The sequence below is a fragment of the Nostoc sp. CALU 1950 genome (assembly GCF_051172895.1).
GTDB classification, from domain to species: domain Bacteria; phylum Cyanobacteriota; class Cyanobacteriia; order Cyanobacteriales; family Nostocaceae; genus Nostoc; species Nostoc edaphicum_A.
In genome coordinates this window covers 1-16296 of the sequence record NZ_JBDNJQ010000028.1, presented here as the reverse complement: position 1 = coordinate 16296, position 16296 = coordinate 1, and the positions used below count along the sequence as shown (strand labels likewise).

The 16296-nt window shown below is 41.9% G+C and carries 17 protein-coding genes; 8 read left to right on the top strand and 9 right to left on the bottom strand.

Annotation, left to right across the window (positions count from 1 at the left end; translation table 11 throughout):
• Window positions 1-19 precede the first annotated feature (19 nt).
• Complete coding sequence (gene ilvA, locus ABF638_RS10670) at window positions 20-1531, top strand: threonine ammonia-lyase, biosynthetic (protein ID WP_435022646.1); 1512 nt, start codon at window positions 20-22, stop codon at window positions 1529-1531.
• Between the two features lie 237 nt (window positions 1532-1768).
• On the opposite strand, the gene ABF638_RS10665 is transcribed toward ilvA, so the two are convergent.
• Both ABF638_RS10665 and ABF638_RS10660 read right to left on the bottom strand, forming a co-directional pair.
• On the bottom strand, window positions 1769-2809 hold the full coding sequence (locus tag ABF638_RS10665) for a hypothetical protein (protein ID WP_435022644.1): 1041 nt from the start codon (window positions 2807-2809) through the stop codon (window positions 1769-1771).
• Window positions 2810-2825: 16 nt separating this feature from the next.
• The gene (locus ABF638_RS10660; protein ID WP_094327534.1) at window positions 2826-3071 is read right to left on the bottom strand and encodes a hypothetical protein; all 246 of its coding nucleotides are present in this window, start codon (window positions 3069-3071) and stop codon (window positions 2826-2828) included.
• A 189-nt stretch (window positions 3072-3260) separates the two neighbouring features.
• On the opposite strand from ABF638_RS10660, the gene ABF638_RS10655 reads away from it, so the two are divergent.
• Window positions 3261-3482 carry a hypothetical protein gene (locus tag ABF638_RS10655; protein ID WP_435022642.1) on the top strand — a complete coding sequence of 74 codons (222 nt, stop codon included), beginning with the start codon at window positions 3261-3263 and terminating at the stop codon, window positions 3480-3482.
• Between the two features lie 164 nt (window positions 3483-3646).
• Here the strand turns inward: ABF638_RS10655 and ABF638_RS10650 are convergent, their stop codons facing one another.
• Window positions 3647-5059 (bottom strand): TonB family protein, encoded by a 1413-nt coding sequence (locus ABF638_RS10650; RefSeq protein ID WP_435022640.1) that lies wholly within the window; start codon window positions 5057-5059, stop codon window positions 3647-3649.
• Window positions 5060-5402: 343 nt separating this feature from the next.
• On the opposite strand from ABF638_RS10650, the gene ABF638_RS10645 reads away from it, so the two are divergent.
• The gene (locus ABF638_RS10645) at window positions 5403-6056 is read left to right on the top strand and encodes a MotA/TolQ/ExbB proton channel family protein (protein WP_435022638.1); all 654 of its coding nucleotides are present in this window, start codon (window positions 5403-5405) and stop codon (window positions 6054-6056) included.
• The gene (locus ABF638_RS10640) at window positions 6040-6441 is read left to right on the top strand and encodes an ExbD/TolR family protein (protein WP_435022636.1); all 402 of its coding nucleotides are present in this window, start codon (window positions 6040-6042) and stop codon (window positions 6439-6441) included. The genes ABF638_RS10645 and ABF638_RS10640 overlap by 17 nt, the downstream gene beginning before the upstream one ends.
• 215 nt (window positions 6442-6656) lie before the next feature.
• Here ABF638_RS10640 and ABF638_RS10635 read toward each other — a convergent pair whose 3' ends face one another.
• A complete protein-coding gene (locus ABF638_RS10635; RefSeq protein WP_435022634.1) occupies window positions 6657-7412 on the bottom strand; it encodes a thioesterase II family protein in 756 nt (251 codons plus the stop codon).
• Between the two features lie 517 nt (window positions 7413-7929).
• Between ABF638_RS10635 and ABF638_RS10630 the strand changes: the two genes are divergently transcribed.
• The 3 genes from ABF638_RS10630 to ABF638_RS10620 all read left to right on the top strand — a co-directional run bounded on the left by ABF638_RS10630 (window position 7930) and on the right by ABF638_RS10620 (window position 10969).
• Window positions 7930-9630 (top strand): ATP-binding protein, encoded by a 1701-nt coding sequence (locus tag ABF638_RS10630; RefSeq protein WP_435022632.1) that lies wholly within the window; start codon window positions 7930-7932, stop codon window positions 9628-9630.
• 143 nt (window positions 9631-9773) lie between these two features.
• Window positions 9774-10298 (top strand): DUF937 domain-containing protein, encoded by a 525-nt coding sequence (locus tag ABF638_RS10625; RefSeq protein WP_181931406.1) that lies wholly within the window; start codon window positions 9774-9776, stop codon window positions 10296-10298.
• A 116-nt stretch (window positions 10299-10414) separates the two neighbouring features.
• Entirely contained in the window at window positions 10415-10969 is a 555-nt protein-coding gene (locus tag ABF638_RS10620) for a pyridoxamine 5'-phosphate oxidase family protein (protein WP_435022629.1), read from the top strand.
• Window positions 10970-11003: 34 nt separating this feature from the next.
• Here ABF638_RS10620 and ABF638_RS10615 read toward each other — a convergent pair whose 3' ends face one another.
• From ABF638_RS10615 to ABF638_RS10605, 3 genes are read right to left on the bottom strand one after another with little or no spacing between them, the layout of a single operon-like run.
• A complete protein-coding gene (locus ABF638_RS10615; RefSeq protein ID WP_435022627.1) occupies window positions 11004-11483 on the bottom strand; it encodes a GNAT family N-acetyltransferase in 480 nt (159 codons plus the stop codon).
• Window positions 11484-11505: 22 nt separating this feature from the next.
• Window positions 11506-12162 (bottom strand): glutathione S-transferase family protein, encoded by a 657-nt coding sequence (locus tag ABF638_RS10610; protein WP_435022625.1) that lies wholly within the window; start codon window positions 12160-12162, stop codon window positions 11506-11508.
• Window positions 12163-12167: 5 nt separating this feature from the next.
• A complete protein-coding gene (locus tag ABF638_RS10605) occupies window positions 12168-12452 on the bottom strand; it encodes a hypothetical protein (RefSeq protein WP_435022623.1) in 285 nt (94 codons plus the stop codon).
• Window positions 12453-12763: 311 nt separating this feature from the next.
• On the opposite strand from ABF638_RS10605, the gene ABF638_RS10600 reads away from it, so the two are divergent.
• The gene (locus tag ABF638_RS10600; RefSeq protein ID WP_435022621.1) at window positions 12764-13657 is read left to right on the top strand and encodes a LysR family transcriptional regulator; all 894 of its coding nucleotides are present in this window, start codon (window positions 12764-12766) and stop codon (window positions 13655-13657) included.
• Window positions 13658-13811: 154 nt separating this feature from the next.
• On the opposite strand, the gene ABF638_RS10595 is transcribed toward ABF638_RS10600, so the two are convergent.
• Both ABF638_RS10595 and ABF638_RS10590 read right to left on the bottom strand, forming a co-directional pair.
• Window positions 13812-14453 (bottom strand): transaldolase family protein, encoded by a 642-nt coding sequence (locus tag ABF638_RS10595; RefSeq protein ID WP_181931401.1) that lies wholly within the window; start codon window positions 14451-14453, stop codon window positions 13812-13814.
• A gap of 324 nt (window positions 14454-14777) precedes the next feature.
• Window positions 14778-16163 carry a sensor histidine kinase gene (locus ABF638_RS10590; RefSeq protein WP_435022619.1) on the bottom strand — a complete coding sequence of 462 codons (1386 nt, stop codon included), beginning with the start codon at window positions 16161-16163 and terminating at the stop codon, window positions 14778-14780.
• Window positions 16164-16296: the final 133 nt, after the last annotated feature.

The following is a 16296-nucleotide window of genomic DNA, read 5'->3' as shown; positions in this document are numbered from 1 at the left end:
TGCTAACAGCTTGACGCCCATGTTTTGCGACTACCTGATCCAAATTCTAACTGCCCGTGTATACGATGTTGCCCAAGAAACACCACTGGAGTATGCTCCAAATCTATCTGCGCGGCTGAATAATCAACTCCTGCTGAAACGTGAGGATATGCAGTCAGTATTTTCCTTTAAACTCCGGGGTGCTTATAACAAAATGGTGCAACTGCCACCAGATATATTGGCACAGGGTGTAATTGCAGCATCAGCGGGAAACCATGCTCAGGGAGTCGCCCTTGCAGCCAATCGCTTGGGAACCAAAGCAATTATCGTTATGCCAGTAACTACACCCCAAGTCAAGGTGGACGCGGTTAGAATGAGGGGCGGAGCAGTAGTGTTACATGGAAACACTTACGACGATGCTTATAGCTATGCCCGTGAATTAGAAGTAGAAAAAGGATTGACCTTTATTCATCCTTTTGATGATCCCCATGTCATTGCTGGACAGGGAACAATTGGGATGGAAATTTTGAGGCAATATCAGCAACCCATCCATGCAATTTTTGTCGCAATTGGCGGGGGCGGATTAATTTCTGGGATTGGGGCTTATGTAAAACGGTTGCGTCCCGAAATCAAAATTATTGGGGTTGAACCAGTAGATGCTGATGCGATGTCTCAATCACTCAAAGCCGGACATCGGGTGCGCTTGTCCCAAGTGGGGTTATTTGCTGATGGCGTAGCGGTGCGGGAAGTAGGTGAAGAAACTTTCCGTTTATGTCAGCAGTATGTAGATGAAATTATTCTGGTGGATACAGACGATACTTGTGCTGCGATTAAAGACGTGTTTGAGGATACGCGATCCATTTTAGAACCAGCGGGTGCATTAGCGATCGCAGCTGCCAAAGCCTACGCCGAACGAGAGCAAATTGAGGGACAAACTTTAATTGCTGTGGCCTGCGGTGCAAACATGAACTTTGATCGCCTCCGCTTTGTGGCAGAACGTGCAGAGTTGGGTGAACGTCGCGAAGCGATCTTTGCAGTCACAATTCCTGAGCAACGGGGAAGTATTCGCCAGTTTTGTGAATGTATTGGCAACCGGAATCTGACCGAGTTTAATTATCGTATTGCTGATGAAAAAACAGCCCATATTTTTGTAGGTGTACAAATTCAAAATCGTGCTGATGCTGCAAAGATGGTAGAAAACTTTGAAGCTCAAGGATTTAAAACCCTTGATTTAACAGACGATGAACTAACTAAATTACATCTGCGGCACATGGTGGGTGGGCACTCTCCCCTGGCTCACAATGAATTGCTTTATCGTTTTGAGTTTCCCGAACGTCCCGGCGCATTGATGAAGTTTGTTACTTCCATGAGTCCCGACTGGAATATTAGTCTTTTTCACTACCGCAACAACGGCGCAGACTATGGGCGAATTGTTGTTGGTATCCAGGTTCCCCCCCACGAGATGGAAGAGTGGCAAGCTTTTCTTAATAACCTGGGCTATCGCTATTGGGATGAGAATAAGAATCCGGCATATAAGCTGTTTTTGGGATAGGTGGGCTGGGGATTGGGGACTGGGAACTGGGGATTGGGAACAGAGGAGCAATGGGCCAATACGGTTCGGATAAGTACTCTTCACTTTCTTTGTGTTCTGGGAATTGGTTTTGGGGTAAGGGGGAAAGGATGAATTTAAAACCTTTTCCCTTTCCCCGAATCGTATTGGGCAATGGAGCAAGAGGAGAATAACAATACCCAATCCCCAATCCCCAGCCCCCAGTCCCCGATTCCGAATTTAACGAGAACTACCCTTCAATATCAAATTGGAGTCCCAAGTATAGAAGCCGATTTGATTAGGAACCCTAGAGAATCTGCCTGTCCGATAGCCTCTAGATAGTTCATTCAGCACCTTATTTTTGATCTCTCTAATTTGCTGAGAATCTAGTTCTCCATAAATTCCGGCGATGACTTCAGCAACGCTGAAAACTTTACCTGGATTTTCTTCCAACAGAGAGGTGAGGGCATCAATTAAGAATTGACCCTCAAAGGCTTTGAGCATCGGTACTGTTTTTGTCGGGGGTACGAAAGGCTTCTTATTTTTGTTTTTGATACTCTTAGAAGCACCATTGCGATTACTTGGGGCTACCAAACTTAAATCCAGAGTATAACAACCTGGCTCATCGGGAATAGTTACCCAGTAATTCCTTTCTCTGCCTTGGGTGAGGGAAGATTGAACCCTACCTTTAACTACTTTGAATAGATTTGAATCTAACTCTCCATAAAGCGATCGCACGATAAAATCAATATGACAAACAGTCCCTATCTGCTCTTGCAATAGCTGTTTTATAGCTTCCATTCGCGAGAGGGCGTGCTGATATTGGGGTAGCATAGGAATTTCCGCTACCTTCGTTGAACTATCGTTGTTCTCTGGAACGATTTTTGGAGATGTTGATGTAGTTAGAGGTTGACTCTCTTTTGTATCAACAGCAGCAGAAAAAGAATTATCTATCTCAACCTGATCTGAGTCTTTTCGTACTGACCCTACAGACTCTACCAAGTTGATTCCGTTGATGTCATCAAGGGGTGATAAAAATCGCAGAGAGCCTTCTTGGGAAAGATTTGAGGTTTCATCAGCCGCCGTCAGTCTAGATATCTGCTTGTTAGCATCAGAGAAAGACCAGTTAGACAACAACGCTTCTACATGATCGAGTTGCGATCGCGCCTGCACAAAAAGACGTTCATACTCTTCTGTGAGGCGAGCATAATAGTCTCGTAATTCCAACAGTGGTGAGAGAAAAGTCCCCGGAGGTGGTTCTAATTGTCCATTTTGAGTCATAAGGCGTCAATCAATATCAATTTAAATCGATGTCACTTTTGTAAGACATTGCTCTGGGTTTTGCTTTGTGAGATGTTGGCTGGGATTTCTTGGGCGGTTGGGGAGGGCGACATCTCTCACAATATAAAGGTCGAGGACCGAAAGTCTCGCGCTTTGTCAGATCGTTACACTCTTTACAGACAAACTGGAAAACACGAGTATGAATCTGTCTCTTGTGCGCCCTGACAGTATATTCTCTAACATCAATGAATTTACTTGCCATAATCAGGAATTGTGAATTGCCGACGTTATCAATGTCCTATCAATATAGCTATTCAAGCAAATCAAACCGCATCAGTGTGTGTTTATGTAGAAGTTTTATTCAAATCAGTGAATTTGACATCTAGACATAAAGTGCAGATGAGCAACTTGAGAGTTAGCCATTGACTATCTTCTCAGCATATAATTGGTGATGAGCAAACACTACTACCATTCCTTAGGCGCAGGCGATTTTCATTGCCCTCATCAGAGAAATTGGGGATGGAGAAGTGCAGAATTACTCACTTCCACTTCCATCGATTTGCAAATCAAGCGATCGCCAGTGTGTCTAATTGCCCATCATAAAATTACCGCACTCCTAACCCCTCTTCCTCATGGTAGACGGGTGACACCTAATGAAGCCATTCCTGTCTAAAAAACAACCGCCTCCTGTTTTTAGGAGGCGGCGATTTAATAAATAAGTTCGTAGTTAGGACTAAAGTCCTAACTACGAATTACGTTAGCGCAGCGGTAGCGAGTCCACGAGCGTCATTACGAATTACGAATTACGAATTACGAATTACGAATTATGTTGACAGATTACTCCTGACTAGGAGCAGCAGGTTGCGATTGAGGTTTTTGACGTAAACCGCGTAAAGATTCCCGCAACTTGTTTTGGCTAGCAGTATCTCTTCGCCGCCGCCGATTTGTGGTTGGTTGTGGCTTTTGCGATGAATTAGTAGTTGCTCGTTCACGCTGGATGCGGCGTAAGGACTCTCTTGCAGTTCCTTGAGTGCGAGTTGTTCTAGCTCCAGATGATGGGCTTGTAGCAGTATTTTCGACTCTTTGAGGTTGCAAGCGTCTACTAAATCCAGATATTGCTGGTTTTGATGGGGGTGACAACTCTCTGCGCCGGCGTCTTGGATTTTCCTCTGTGGAATTGGCAGCCCTTGTTTGCTGGGTTCTTTCTTCTGCTTGCCTTTGTGCCTGTCTTTGTGCTTGCCGTTCTTGAACTTGGCGCGATCGCCGTGAACCTTTGATGGCAAATTCAGTCGCGATCGATACTCCTTGTCTACCTCCTTCTGCGGGTTTTAATTTCCAGTTACGCGCTTGTCTGGCGGTTTCTTCATCTAAGTCGCGGTTTCCACTGGAGCGAGCAATCCGCACATTGGTAACATTACCTTGGGCATCAGTATCTACAGCTACTTCTACTCTGCCTTCAACTCCTCGCCGTCTTGCTGCCTCTGGATACTTGGCATTACATTCACGGCAAGCTGCACGACCATTACCATCACCTGAAGTGTTAACTTTTGGAAGTGTTGGCGCTTTTGCTACTGGCAGACGGTTTACTGGTTCATTGCCTGTACCAGAGCCACTTCCTGAACCCGTACCACTACCAGAGCCACTTCCTGAACCTGTACCACTACCAGAGCCACTTCCTGAACCTGTACCTAAAGCAACACCAGAACCGGAGCCTGTGAGAACTCCACTACTACCGCCACCCCCGCTAGGGTTTTGACTGGCTCGTGAATCTCTTAAGCCGTTCAAAACTCCTCTTAACTGTTGACTGCTTTGGTTTGTGGAGGGAGCAACAGCTGTCACAGAGGCTTCTGTCTTGGGAGCAATTTCCCTATTTGTTGGTTGGGGGTTTTGAGTAGTTTGTTTTGGTTGTTCTTGAACTGGCTGAATTTTTGGTCTTTCAATAAATTCTTGTACTGGTTTTTGTACTTGTGGAGTTTGTATAGACTGTTTTTGGATAATTTCTGGTTCTTTTTTCGGTTCTTCTAGAATCTTTTCAAGTGGTTTTTCTGGTTCCACAGTCGGAGAATCCACGATCGCAAATTCTATTGCGTCATCTTCTTCTGTGGGCACTCTCGTCAAATAATTGCCTATGCCTGAGGACAGTACGCCGATATGCAGCGCCAGTGAACCTATTAGACTGTAAGTCAGAAAAGACTTGAGAGCCTCAACTTCTTTGGAACGTTGCTCGACAGTAATGCCGGAAAAGCTCATAGCTATTGCTACCTATTCTCACTAACTTAGTCATCTTAGAATGTACGGTTACAAATATCAAGTAAAAAATTAAAATTACTTGATATAGCCTTACGGAACCACGTACTAGTGAAAACATCTTTATCAAACTACTAAAATCATGGTTTTCAGACAAAATTAATTTTTGTTTCAATTCAATTAAATAAATTTATATAAAACCAACAAACAATTAAATAAAATTCATGATAGTTACATTTGAAAAAATTATCATTATATTTTATATTTTATTGAGAATAACTTTCAGCTTTCCGCTAGATTCTGGTAGTCTGATTTTGTACTGTGGATGAGGTTATAGAGGCACTACATGGGAATTCAAAATTTGTTTGCAGCAGGTGGTGTGGTCATGTGGCCCCTGTTGGCGTTTTCGGTATTGGGTGTGGCACTGATCATTGAGCGGATTCGGTTTTGGGTAAGGATCAATCAGCGTCAAAGCCGTGTGGTGCGAGATGTTTTGAATCTCTACCGACTCGATAATGTTGTCGGTGCAATGGATAAACTTCAGAAAAACGCAGATTTGCCACTCGCCCGGATTTTTCTGGCAGCTTTAGAATTAGAGGAGCCAAATCCAGAGGAATTCCGTTTGGCTTTAGAAAGCGAATCGCAGGCTGAGATTCCTGTGTTAAAACGTTTCCAAAACCTTTTCGAGACAATCATTAGTTTGGCACCACTGTTAGGTCTTCTTGGTACAGTATTAGGATTGATCGCCTCCTTTGCTTCCCTAAATCTTGGTGATGTGGGAGGTAGCAAAACAGCTGGTGTTACCTCTGGGATTAGTGAAGCCCTAGTATCAACAGCATCAGGATTGATAGTTGCTATATTCATACTCTTGTTTGCCAATACCTTTCGGGGACTGTATCAGCGGCAAATTGCCCTAATTCAGGAGTATGGGGGACAGCTAGAATTACTCTACCGCCGTCGTTATGAAAGAGGAGAAAAAACTTATGCGTCTACCAGATGAACCAGAACTTCCGCTACAGATCAACATTTTGCCGATGATTGACGTGATTTTTGCAATTTTGACATTTTTCATCATGTCAACTCTGTTTTTAACCCGTTCAGAAGGTTTGCCAGTAAATTTACCGAAGGCAGCTACGGCAAAACAACAGCAAGTTCCCTCTAAAATTACGATCACGGTAGATGAACAAGGACTGGTAAGCCTAAACAAGAAACAAGTTGCAGTTGATGATTTGACACAGCAAGTGCGGACTTTAATTGGTTCAAACTCAGAAATGTTAGTGATTATTAATGCTGATGAAAAAGTTGGTCACGGGAAGGTTGTGGCTGTGATGGATCGGGTACGTGAGGTTCCAGGGGCAAAATTAGCGATCGCTACCCAAAAATAATAAGTATAAATATTACTTATCAATCAAGGCAGAAGGCAGGAGGAAAACTGCCCTCTGCTTCAGTAATAAAGTGAGCAGAGGGAGCAAAGGTTTATGTGATGACCACAGGGACGATGTTTACCATACTTAGTTGATAAATGCTGAGTACTCTTCTTTTTACTCAGCACGGGCTAAACGCCCCGCTACCGCTAACAGCACTCGCAACTCAGCACTCTTCATGAACTGCGCTTACGCATCTGCAACTCTTGAGATATAAGTTTAAGTAATGATTGTTGGTGTGAATGGATAAAAAAGTGGTCACTGTTGAACTCATGTAATGAGAAAGCAGCGATTGTCTGCTCTTGCCATGCTTGTAGCTCCTCATGACTAACTTCTTGGTCTTGCAAACCACCAAAAACAGTAATAGGACACTCCAGTGGTTGTTTTTGAGTGTAAATATAAGTTTCCAGAACGGCAAAATCTGCCCGCAAAATAGGGAGAAACATCTGCATCAATTCCGTACTCTCTAGTACTGCTTTGGGTGTACCGTTAAGATTGCGTAGCTCGTGAATCAAATCATGGTCTGAGAGAACGTGTAGCGGTGGTTTTGTCAGGGGGATTTGCGGGGCGCGACGAGCAGAGATGAAGAGGTGAAAGGGAGCAAGACTATACTGAGAGCGGAGTAGACGTGTCAACTCGAAGCTAACTAATCCACCCATGCTGTGACCGAAGAAAGCGAATGGCTTGTCTAAATATGGTATAAGAACTGGAGCGATCGCTTGAACTAGAGATTCTAATCGCGGCAATGGTGCTAACTTAATCTGTCTTCCCCGTCCCGGATATTCCACAGCACAGACTTCGACATTACTAGGTAGATGATTAGGCCATGTGCGAAAAATTGCCGAGCTACCACCAGCGTAGCAGAAGCAGAATAAACGCAAGTTGGCTTGAGGATTTGGTTGTGGACAGATAACCCAGGAATTGAAGGTCATTTTTTTTTACTCGCAATTTATTGTTTCTTTACTATATAAAGTCGGTTGGATTAAGTAGTCATTTGTCATTGGTCATTTGTCATTGGTGCATACCTCTAATTGGAAAACCGAGTGATATTCCAATACGGTTCGGATAAGAGGTTGTTTGAAAAGTATTGGGCGAATATAATTCAATACAGTTCAGATAAGACCAAAACACTTGTAGAGACGGCGATTTATCGCGTCTCGAAAACCCAAAATTTTTGCCAATAGCCCTTAACCCAAGCGTATTGGAATATAATTCGCTACTGGACTAACGAGAACTGAAAGTTTTTAACCCGCGCAGGCGGGTTTTGTCTGTGTAGCCGCGACTTCTAATCTTCATAATTTCAGTATTTTTCGCTAGGGTAGAAAAAAGCAACTTTTGATAAACTAAGAGCGCATTTTGGATCAAATGTGTTCTGACTCACTTGCGGCTGGATTTCTTGTTTTTGATGAAAAAACACCTACTAAAAAAAATTCAACAGCGAGTTGTACCATGATTGCGACACCTAAATTAAGATACTTAAACTGGGTAAAACAAGGATTCCACCAGCTTAGTATTCGGCAAAAAATTTTTTATGGCTACGGTCTGGCTTTGGGAATTGCAGTTTTGGGAACAACAGCGGGGTTGGTAATAGGCGATCGCTATTTTCAGCAAGCTAAACAACAAATGATCGTGGTTGATGAAGAAGGAAGCTTGTTAAGTAGTTTGCAAGGCGAACTCTTGGAAATACAGATTCACCAACAAGAAATACTGCCTTTTTTGCAGCAGCCGCAAGCGTTGCAAAGGGGAGTTGCTGATTTCAAAAGCGATCTAGCGGATGCCGAAACCTTGCTTGCTCAAGCGCAGGAATTTAGTCAAACTATTTCGGAAAGAGATTTACAAGCTCTGTTCACAAAGTATAACAGCACGATAACCGGATATTTTGAACAATTCAGGTTACTGATTCGGCAAATTTTGCCATTAAGTTCACAGCCATCGGGAGCTACAAAAGCGCAGCAATTAATCTCGAAATTCAGTCAAAGTCAGGACGCTCTCAAGTTTTATCAATTTGCCCATGAGTTAACCGACTTTGCCAAAACGCTTCAAAAACGGCAAGAGGAGGCTCATTTAGCTCAAGAAAAGGCTGCGTTAATCCAAGCTCAGATTATTATTGTTAGTATGCTGCTGTCAGTGGCGATCGCTGCCATCCTAGCTTTCTACACAAGCACAATCATCGCCTATCCCATTAATGCGGTGACGAATATTGCCCAAAGAGTTACCCAAGAAGCTAATTTTGACTTGCAAGCACCTGTAATTACACAAGATGAAGTTGGAGCGTTAAGTAGCTCCCTCAATCAACTTATTCAACAGGTGAAGCACCTTTTAGAAGAACAACAAGCCGAGTCCCAAGTCCGACTCATTCAAAGTGAGAAAATGTCTAGTTTAGGACGGATGCTGGCTGGTGTCGCCCACGAAATTAATAATCCGATAAATTTCATTTCTGGAAACCTCGTACACGCGAAAACCTATACTGACGATCTATTAGCGCTACTGCAAACATACAAAGCCGAAGTTCCTCACCCTTCGCCTGCGGTGCAAACATTAGCAGAAGAAATTGATTTGGAATTTTTGGAAGGAGATTTGCCAAAACTCTTCAACTCAATGACAGTTGGCGCTGACCGCACGCGAGAAATTGTGCGGAGTTTGAAAGATTTCTCTCGTTTAGATGACGGGGAAGTGCAGTTAGTAGAGCTACACGCTTGTCTAGATAGTACGTTGTTGATTCTGAACAATCGGCTGAAAAATGGGATTAGCCTTGTTCGCAATTATGGAGAGATTCCACCGATTCCAGGCTATACAGGTTTACTTTATCAGGTATTTATGAATCTTCTCAGCAATGCCATCGATGCATTAGAGGAAAAATTGGCTGAAAATCCCGAATTTTTACCCGAAGTCACCATTACCACAGAATGCTGGCAGAATGATTTAGCGATCGTGCGAATTGTGGATAATGGCCCTGGTATTTCACCAGAAAATCAGCAAAAGATATTTGAAACATTTTTTACAACCAAACCACGCGGTATTGGTACAGGTTTGGGGCTAGCGATCGCATATCAGATTGTGGTAGAAAAACATCAAGGTAAAATTACTTGCAAATCTGAGCTAAATCAAGGAACAGAGTTTGCATTAGCTTTACCAATTTCTCATCCTTAAGCTAGTAGCTTTCAAAATTTTATTCGTTCATTATGAAGCTTGCGTGTCCTCATGTTTTAGGAGACTGACGCAAGTCTGCCTACACATAAAGACTCTAAGCTAGTTTTGGCAAGCTTTTTGAGAACAAAGGAAAAAACAAACTTATGGGACTTTTCGATCAAATTCTCGGTGCCGTCGCTAATCCCAATCAACAGGGCAGTTTAGGTCAGTTGGGAAGTATTGTTAACACTGTACAGCAATTGAGCGATCGTACAGGTGCAGACCCATCTACCATCCAATCAGTTTTGTCAATTGTGGGTGGTCAAGTGCGTTCTGCTTTACAACAAAAGCAAGCCACTGATGGGAATGAAGCTGCACAAACTCTAGTGAATCAATATGCTGGGACTTCTCCTAACCCCCAAGCCGTCAATTCGCTATTTTCTCCTCAGATACAACAACAGGTAGCTCAGATTGCTGCTCAACGCACTGGGTTAGATGCAGGGATAGTTCAACAATTGCTACCTTTAGCCGTACCTTTGGTACTGAATTTTTTGCAATCAGGTGCCAATGCTCAAAATCCCCAAGCTGGCGGAAATTCTGTACTGAATTCCTTCTTAGATGCTGACGGCGATGGTGATGTCGATATTGCTGATGCCATCCAAATGGCTAGTCGATACATCAAACGGTAACACTTTTCTCCACTCCCTTCTGATAAGCTAGACATCGGCAATTAGGCCTTGCTAGATTCCTAGCTAAGACATAGGCTGAGAAGATGGGAAATTTGCCAATATAAATCAGACAGTCTATGGCTAAACTTTTTGACTGTATTACTGAGGAACTGCAAGACTTTATTGTTGCCCAACACCTTTTCTTTGTTGGCTCTGCACCATTAAGTCCTACGGGCCATATTAACCTGTCTCCTAAAGGTCTGGATTGCTTTCGCATCCTCTCTCCCAACCGAGTAGGTTACGTAGACCTCACAGGCAATGCTAACGAAACATCTGCCCATTTGGAAGAAAATGGGCGGATAACCTTTATGTTTTGCGCCTTTGAGGAACCTCCCTGTATCCTGCGTCTTTACGGTCAAGGAAGCACGATTCTACCGAGTTCTCCAGACTGGAACTCCCTGTACTCTCAGTTTTTGCCGATACCTGGAACTCGTCAAATTATCGTTGCTGATATTGAAAAAATACAAATATCCTGTGGTTTTGGTGTACCACTCTATGAATATCGAGGTCAGCGCCAGACTCTAGTAAACTGGGCTAATAAAAAAGGCGAAGAGGGAGTTAGAGAATATCAACAGCAGAAAAATCTCGTCAGCATTGACGGTTTACCAACACCACTGAGTAAACTAACCTGAAAGTTTGTTGCTTGTAAGGTGGGAACTAGAATGCCTACTCTACTGTAATACTTAGACCATCTAAGCGACACAATTTTACTTTATTGATGAGCTTTGCACCTATTTTTTCATAAAAATTGATTCCACCTTCGTTAGATACAGCTACAGTCCAATCAATTCTGCCGCAACCTTTTTCCTGTCCAATCTGGCGCAAGCGTAGCATTAACGCCTGACCAACTCGGTGGCTTCGATATTCAGCTTTGACATATAAATCATCAAGCCAAATTCCAGGTTTGGCTAAAAAAGTTGAATAGATAAAGTGATAGGTTGCCAACCCAATAATATCCCCATCAACTTCAGCCAAAAGAACAAAAGCAAGGGGCTTTTCTCCAAACAAATCAATTTCTAGCTTTTGAGGAGTTGCTTCTACAGATTCAAGACAACCATCAAATTCAGCTTTTAAATGAATCAATTCCATCATGGCAGGAATATCTCTCTGATTTGCATCTCGAATTAAAATATTTCTACCCTTCATGTTCTTCTTATTTGCTATTTATCTAAAACTCGTATTGAGAGATAATTTCTGTCTCACTCTTTGCTGCATTTATCCACTCCTGCATTGCTGGAAGTGCCAAAACTGTCTCAACATAATCTCTAGAAATATTATCTAACTGCACATCATAGGTGACAAACCGCAGAACAACTGGAGCAAAAAACGCATCTGCAATAGTGAACTTGCCAAACAATAAATTGCCACCAGCCCCAAATTTTTGACGTGATTCTTTCCAGATACTAGTAATGCGGTCAATATCTTGTTGTACACCAGAAACTAAACCTTTACCAGGATATTTAGTACGGCAGTTCATTGGCATATTCTGACGCAAATTTTGAAACCCTGAGTGCATTTCCGCACTGATGGAACGGGCTAATGCCCTTGCATATTTATCCTCTGGCCACAATTGCAAAGTTGGAAACGTTTCAGCTAGATATTCACAAATAGCAAGAGAATCCCACACGGTTTGTGTATCGTGCAATAATACAGGTACTTTTCCTGATGACGAGTATTGCTGAATTTTCGATGAAAAATCTCGGTTGTTGTAGAGAGGAATCCGAATCTCATTGAATTCCAAACCGAATTGCTTCATCGCTAACCAAGGACGAAGTGACCAAGATGAATAATTTTTGTTGCCAATTACTAAAGTAAGTTGCGTCATTTTTTTTAATATCTATAAAGCTGTTCAATCCACAGACACACATCAGCTTGAGAACCTGAAGAAAAAGATTTTCCCGTAGCAGGATCGTAAGCTTGCCAATAAATATTACCGTGGCGGTCAACCTTTTGCCAAACTTGTAATTCGTTAGGATTTTCTAGGAGTTTTTTGAGAAATTTTTCCCAGAAAATATGCAGAGATTTCCATAAATTTGAGTTATTTGTTTTCTGGGATAACGAACTACAATTTATTTCTATATCTTCTGTTGGTAGACACCTAATGTGATTATTCATAGAATTGTTTCTGAAAGTTGCTCAGTAAATAAAACAGTAGCCAATACTACTCGGTTAAGCATTTTGAACCCAAAGTTTGGTTTTGGGAAAGGGTTACTGGGTTTGGGTTAAAGGTTTTAATTTCCCTTTCCCCCTTCCCCTTTCCCCCTTAACCGACAAGTATTGAAACAGTAGCAACATCTCAGTTAGGAATCAAATCATGGCTTGCATAGGTTCTATAAATGGGATTTATAGATATGAAAAGTCACTAATTCAACCTTTTTGTCACAATAAAGTCAGGATGTGTATACCCTTGTTTTAATCAATTGCCCATGAAATTATCCCAACTCCGAGCCATAGTTGCAGTAGCAGATCGTGGTAACTTTAGTGAGGCAGCCTTAGAATTGCAGCTTTCCCAACCTGCGATTAGTCATGCCATTGCCACCCTAGAAGAAGAACTGGGTGTGCCTTTATTTGCCAGAGGTCGTCACGGTGCGGTGCTGACACCGGCTGGAGAGCGGATTTTGTATCATGCACGTCAAGCAATGCAGCATCTAGAGATGATGCAACACGAAGCAAACCTGCATAAAGGTTTACACGGTGGTCATGTGCGAATTGCGGCTTTTCGGAGTGTCGCCACCCATCTATTACCAAAAGCAATAGCCCAATTTCACGATCAATTCCCAGAAATTGCTGTCACAATCATAGAATGCTCTGCTTTCACGCATGTAGAACAGTGTTTGCGTGATGGACGTGCCGATATTGGTATTACTTGTCTACCAACTGGTGAGGAATTTGAAACCTGGGAAATTTTTCGGGATGAATATGTAGCTTTACTACCACCACATACCAAAATTAGCAGTCCGAAAATTACGTGGGAAGACATAGCAGCCTATCCGCCGGTTTTGCTTCCTTGTACACCCTGTGGACGCATTCTTCACAACCACCTGAAGACTTTGGCAATTCCAATCAATACTGCTAGCGACATTCAAGAAGATTCCACAGTCGTTAGCATGGTAAATCAAGGACTCAGAGCAGCTATTATGCCTCGTTTAGCAGCTGTACCCATTCCCCCAAAGGTTCAGGTATATAGTTTACCTGCACCACTTGAAAGAGTTATTGCAACTGCAATTTTATCTAATGTTCTCCAAGTACCTGCGGTGTTCACATTTCTGGAGATGTTGAGAAAATTTGACTTTTATAGTTTAGCTAAATTCGCTTATTGATCACATATAGGACTCATATTTGATTGCTGAAAAAACTCCGTAAAACTAAAAAACCCTTCTTTCCTATTGCCTTCTTTCCTATTGCCTTCTTGCCTATTGCCTATTGCCTGTATACGCAAATCAATTCAAAAATCAAAGCAGATTCCTATACGAATTACGAATTAGTTAAACCAATGCCTCCTTTAGCGAATTCTTCAACAGTTTTTTGTGAAAATTCATGAGTTGCGATCGCCTGCAACATTGCTAGTGGTAAAGTCAGATGATGCGCCCCAGCTTGCAATGATGCGGCTGCTTCTTCAGGAGATTTGATACTAGCTGCCAAGATTTCCGTATCACTGCCTTTGAGTACGCTAGCCATATCCCGCACCAAAGCAATACCATCACCTAATAACCGAGTAGCTCGATTTACATAAGCTATGGCAATTTTAGCTCCTGCTTCCCGTGCTACTGCTGCCTGTGCTGCACTGTAAATCGCTGTCACTGAACAGGTAATCTCTGGCGATAGACTCGCCACCACTTCAAAACCTAACGGTGTTGCGGGAATTTTCAAAATTGTTTGTGAACCAATAATCTCAAAAGCTTTTCTACCTTCAGCTAGCATCCCAGCTTTATCAGATGCCATAAGTTGATAGTATAACGGGCCAGAAGTCAAGGCAACCAATTTTTTCAGCGTGGTTTCTGGTGGAGTATCGCTTTGAGACAACAGCGTGGGATTTGTTGTAATACCTTTCACCCATCCCCAAAGCTTAACAACTTCAGCTTCCGATGCGATCGCTGAGTCCAAATATAGTGCCATAATTTTTCCTGAATCAATTGTTAAAATTAATTTACCAGATGGGCAACTTAGACTTTCTTACCTATCAAAATATTCTGTACTATTTCCTAGCCCTTAGCATACTATAGGAATCCGCTTTGATTTCTGAACTAATTTGCGTGGTGCGCGTTCGCGGAGCGTGTCGCAGACAAGCGCGATAGGCAGGCAATAGGCAACAGTCAAGAAGGAAGAAGGCTTCTTAGTTGTACGGTGTTTTTCAAAAATCAAAGCAGATTTCTATCTTGATTCAAAACTGCCATCCGGGAGTAGTTCAGAAGCAGGATATTTTCATTAATTATGACTGCTTCATTTATTCTTGATTATTACTGTTCCCTGTTGGGGAAATTTTATCGTAAAACTTGTTCCGCCTCCTACCTCAGTATCTACATAAATTTCTCCTTGATGTATTTCTAAGCATTTTTTCACCACAGCCAGTCCTAGTCCACTGCCAACTATCTTGCCTACATTATTAGCACGATGAAAAGGCTCAAATAAATGCTGATGAAATTCTGAAGGAATTCCTATACCATTATCTTTGACTTGGAAAATTATTGCGTGTGCTTCACAACTAAGAATTAGGAAAATTCTTCCCTCTGGAGGTGAATATTTCATCGCATTTGAGAGTAAATTAGTCAAAATAGAATACAGTATATTTTCATCTAATTTGGCATGAGTACAGTTACCTTGACTAATAAATTTAATAGTATGTTGCTGTTGATTACAAAATTGGAGGTCTTCTATTAAATTAATGCAAAATGCTTCCAAATCCATCAGTTCTGGATGAAATTCTAATTTACCAGCTTCTGCCCTAGTCAAAGTTAAAATATCGGTCAGTAACTGGTTCATTGACCTAGCTGAAGATTGAATGCGATACAGATTTTTAAGTTTCTTCTCTTCTGTCCACTGCTGATTACTTTGAGCCAATAGTTGAGCCGACCCTAAGATAATACTCAATGGTGTACGAAATTCATGGGATACCATTGAAAAAAAGCGCAACTTCAATTCACTAAGTTCTTTTTCTTGAGCTAGAGTTTTTTGAATAGTTTCTGCTTGCTGACGCTTAACTAATTGTTGATAAAGCAAGGCATAAACCCCTAGTAAAATAGCAAAACTCAAGAAAGTACCGAGGAATTCAATTAACATCCGGTTGCGGATATTATCTTGAGAATCTCTGACCGAAATTTGCAATAACTGTTCCTCTCTAGCTTGCATTTGGGTAAGTATTTCACGGATTTGATTACGGTTTTGGTTGCCTTGAATAATTAAAGGTGCTTGAATGGCAAAGCTTGATTTACCTGTTTTTTTGAGGTTAATTGACTGTTTAGATAACTTAACTCTTTGAGTAATGAAGAATTTTAGCTTCGTTAGTTGCTGCTGTTGGGAGGAGTCATCAGCAAGTTGTTGCTGCAACTTTTGAACTTTGGCATCTAGGCTTTGCATTGCCTGATAGTAACGTTTGAGTTCTGATTGCTCTCCATATAGGATATAACCCCTACGTCCTGCTTCTGCATCGGTTAGTGTAGCAAAGATGTCGATAATATTTTTCATTACCTCATGCGTATCCTTCACTTGATTGCTACTTGCAATTAGCTGAGTAGCATTTTGGTAAGAAATAAGACTAGCTGTACCCATTAATAATAAACACAAGCCAAAAGCAGAGGCAATCCATTTCCTTTCCAGCGACCATTTCATAGAACAAATCAATTAATGCTTCAGAGTCCATATCTTATCCAAGACCTTACATCAAAGTAAATATTTTCCAACAGAAGCCTAGTACCGCAAGGCGGAATTAAAAATTAAAAATTAAAAATTAAAAATGAAGACA

Excerpts from the sequence above, each read along its gene's own strand:
- ABF638_RS10665 (WP_435022644.1), bottom strand. The coding sequence starts at position 2,809 with ATGACTCAAAATGGACAATTAGAACCACCTCCGGGGACTTTTCTCTCA.
- ABF638_RS10640 (WP_435022636.1), top strand. The coding sequence starts at position 6,040 with ATGCGTCTACCAGATGAACCAGAACTTCCGCTACAGATCAACATTTTG.
- ilvA (WP_435022646.1), top strand. The coding sequence starts at position 20 with ATGTTTTGCGACTACCTGATCCAAATTCTAACTGCCCGTGTATACGAT.
- ABF638_RS10615 (WP_435022627.1), bottom strand. The coding sequence starts at position 11,483 with ATGAAGGGTAGAAATATTTTAATTCGAGATGCAAATCAGAGAGATATT.
- ABF638_RS10620 (WP_435022629.1), top strand. The coding sequence starts at position 10,415 with ATGGCTAAACTTTTTGACTGTATTACTGAGGAACTGCAAGACTTTATT.
- ABF638_RS10600 (WP_435022621.1), top strand. The coding sequence starts at position 12,764 with ATGAAATTATCCCAACTCCGAGCCATAGTTGCAGTAGCAGATCGTGGT.
- ABF638_RS10635 (WP_435022634.1), bottom strand. The coding sequence starts at position 7,412 with ATGACCTTCAATTCCTGGGTTATCTGTCCACAACCAAATCCTCAAGCC.
- ABF638_RS10590 (WP_435022619.1), bottom strand. The coding sequence starts at position 16,163 with ATGAAATGGTCGCTGGAAAGGAAATGGATTGCCTCTGCTTTTGGCTTG.
- ABF638_RS10630 (WP_435022632.1), top strand. The coding sequence starts at position 7,930 with ATGATTGCGACACCTAAATTAAGATACTTAAACTGGGTAAAACAAGGA.
- ABF638_RS10610 (WP_435022625.1), bottom strand. The coding sequence starts at position 12,162 with ATGACGCAACTTACTTTAGTAATTGGCAACAAAAATTATTCATCTTGG.
- ABF638_RS10645 (WP_435022638.1), top strand. The coding sequence starts at position 5,403 with ATGGGAATTCAAAATTTGTTTGCAGCAGGTGGTGTGGTCATGTGGCCC.
- ABF638_RS10605 (WP_435022623.1), bottom strand. The coding sequence starts at position 12,452 with ATGAATAATCACATTAGGTGTCTACCAACAGAAGATATAGAAATAAAT.
- ABF638_RS10595 (WP_181931401.1), bottom strand. The coding sequence starts at position 14,453 with ATGGCACTATATTTGGACTCAGCGATCGCATCGGAAGCTGAAGTTGTT.
- ABF638_RS10660 (WP_094327534.1), bottom strand. The coding sequence starts at position 3,071 with ATGGCAAGTAAATTCATTGATGTTAGAGAATATACTGTCAGGGCGCAC.
- ABF638_RS10625 (WP_181931406.1), top strand. The coding sequence starts at position 9,774 with ATGGGACTTTTCGATCAAATTCTCGGTGCCGTCGCTAATCCCAATCAA.
- ABF638_RS10655 (WP_435022642.1), top strand. The coding sequence starts at position 3,261 with ATGAGCAAACACTACTACCATTCCTTAGGCGCAGGCGATTTTCATTGC.
- ABF638_RS10650 (WP_435022640.1), bottom strand. The coding sequence starts at position 5,059 with ATGAGCTTTTCCGGCATTACTGTCGAGCAACGTTCCAAAGAAGTTGAG.